This window comes from Butyricicoccus sp. (assembly GCF_050872565.1).
Lineage (GTDB): Bacteria > Bacillota > Clostridia > Oscillospirales > Butyricicoccaceae > Butyricicoccus_A.
Genome location: NZ_JBNMHC010000320.1, coordinates 1 through 2540 on the forward strand (window position 1 = coordinate 1; position 2540 = coordinate 2540).

Consider the following 2540-nt stretch of genomic DNA (forward strand, 5'->3'; position numbering starts at 1 on the left):
AGGAAATCGGTTATGACTTCGAGAACGGCTTCATCACCATGGAAGTATTCCGTCCGGATTACTACGAGATGACCACCGACGAGAACATCAAGACCGCTGCTGAAGAGACTGCGAAGCATATCCAGAGATACTGCAAGTAAATTCCCCATTTCAAATCTCTCCATAAAAAATCCCCGTACAGGTCACAAATCTGTACGGGGATTTCGTCTATGGTATCATTTTTTACTTCAGCTTTTCCAAAATCCACTGAACGCAGCGTTCGGATGCTTTTCCGTCCTCGCAGAATCCCATCTTTTGATAGAAGGCGTCCCAATCCGCCTGATAGGAAACGGCGTCAAATTGCAGAATCTTTTGTACCATTTCCTCGTTGTTGACAGCGAGAGGGAATGGCGTCTCATCAATCGGGAAATAGAAATTGCGGTCGCCCTTGTAGGCTTCGATGTCCATGGCGAACTGGAAGCAGGGGCGGCGTGTCAGGGCAAAATCAAACATCAGAGAGGAATAATCCGTAATGACAGCATCACAGCCTGCGAGCAGCAGCTGCATGTCGTCAAATGCCGTGGCATCAAAGGTCGTCTGATTGTCAAAGTGTAAATCTTTGGCGAGCTTCATAACATTGGGATGCAGACGAACCAGCATCACCCAATTGCCGCCGAATCGCTGGGCACAGGCGCGGCATACTGCGTGATAATCCAGCTGGTAGGCATCCAGCGAGTGATCGGCGCGGAATGTCGGCGCGTACATGATAATCTGACAATCTTCTGGCAGATGCAGCGCACGGCGCACATGGTCTTTGGCATCCTCCGGTGGATAAACGAGAATGTCATTGCGGGCAGAACCGTATTCCAATACCGTGCCGTGATACCAGAACGAATTCTGATAAATCTTCGTCATGAACGTACTGTTGGAGATAATCGCATCGATTTGGGCAGAATCGCGCTTGGCATACTCGGCATATGCCGCATTTTCCGGCGTATTGAGCTTGTCGGCAACATCGCGTTCAATGCGCTTGAGCGCAAAGCCATGCCAGGTCTGCATATAATACTGACCGGCTTTTTTACTATGTGCGCCCTTGCGGCAGTTGTCTACCCACACGCGTGCGGTGGACAGCTCGCGAATCGCTGCCGCTGTGTCATACGGAACGACACGAACATTGTCCGGCACACCGGCGTGTTCGGGATCTTTTGCCAGCCAGACAATATCAAGCTTTTCCGGACGCTGTGCCAGCGCATCGACAATGGCTTTGGGATTGTCAGACGCGCCGCGGCCGTAAAAGCTGGAAAATACCACTTTGTTCTTCTGAATGGGCAGGGCACGACCCATCGTCCATGCGGCGCCCTTTTTGAGCTTTTGTGCGATTGACATAAGAATTATTCTCCTCCCTTCGACGGATTGAGGCGGTCTCTGTGCCGCCAGATCACGACGATACGGAACGCTAAGATCGCACATTCTGCGATGGATACCAAAGCACCCAGCGTGACCATATTCATGTGTCCGGTAAAGTACAGGACAAGCAGATTAAACACATGCAGTGCGGAGCCGAATACCACAGAATAGTTTGCGTATTTGGACAAGCCCATGGCACTGAGTGTCGGGAAGCCCAAAATATAGCTCGGCAAAATGACAATGACAACCGGCAGCATCGCACGCAGTACCGGTGCGGCGTCGCCATATCCTGCACCAAAGACCAGCGTCAGCAGCGGACGAGCGAAAATCGCAACGACAGCGCAGCCGATGACAATAATCGGCATGAAAATCTTGAGAATTTTCCAAACCAGCTTAAAGTCTTTGTTTTTGGTCATGTACGGATACATGCTGTCAGAAATCGGAGATAATCCGCTCTTTGCCGTTGTCACGAGCTTGTCAGACAACGAATAATATCCGACTGTAGAAGTACCTGCGGCAATCACACTGAGAATCACCGTGTTGCTGGCGGTATAAATAGACGTTGCGATGCGCGAATAGAAAAACGTGCTCGACCGGCGGAAATTATTCCAGACATCCTTGATGTTTACGCGCGTAAAATGAATATCCAGCTTGCGGGACAGATGCGCATAGACAAACAAAAGCGTTGCCGCATAGCCGATGATGTTCAAAATCGGAATCAGGCAATACTGTTCCGGCTTTTTGAGCAGCAAGACAATCATCACAGTAAAGAATGCCTTGATGATGACCGCACGAATGGTGATGGTCTCCATCTGTTCCAGACCGCGATACAGATAATCTGGCATCATCGAGTTGACAGCCGTCGCTACAAGGAACAGCATGTAGAAGGTTCGATCCTCCCGCCAACTCGGCATGATCTGACACAGGACGGCAAGAACAATGACAGAACCTATCGTCAAGAGAATCTTGTTGATGGTCACAGAGGTGAAAATACGGGACACATGCTGCTTATCATCTCGGTGCAGCGAGACTTCTTCTGTTGCACTGAGAATAAATCCAAAATCAATGACGAGCTGGAAATACACCATAATGGCTGTTGCAACGCCGACTTTGCCATATACCGTTGCGCCGAGCACACGAGTCTCATACGGCAC

The 2540-nt window shown here is 50.0% G+C and carries 2 protein-coding genes; both read right to left on the reverse strand.

All coding sequences use genetic code 11. From position 1 onward, the window contains the following. Positions 1-222: 222 nt before the first annotated feature. A complete protein-coding gene (locus tag ACR0P9_RS10750; RefSeq protein WP_432620006.1) occupies positions 223-1365 on the reverse strand; it encodes a CDP-glycerol glycerophosphotransferase family protein in 1143 nt (380 codons plus the stop codon). A gap of 5 nt (positions 1366-1370) precedes the next feature. Then, on the reverse strand, positions 1371-2540 hold a 1170-nt coding region (locus ACR0P9_RS10755), incomplete at its 5' end, for an oligosaccharide flippase family protein (protein ID WP_432620008.1).

Excerpts from the sequence above, each read along its gene's own strand:
- ACR0P9_RS10750 (WP_432620006.1), bottom strand. The coding sequence starts at position 1,365 with ATGTCAATCGCACAAAAGCTCAAAAAGGGCGCCGCATGGACGATGGGT.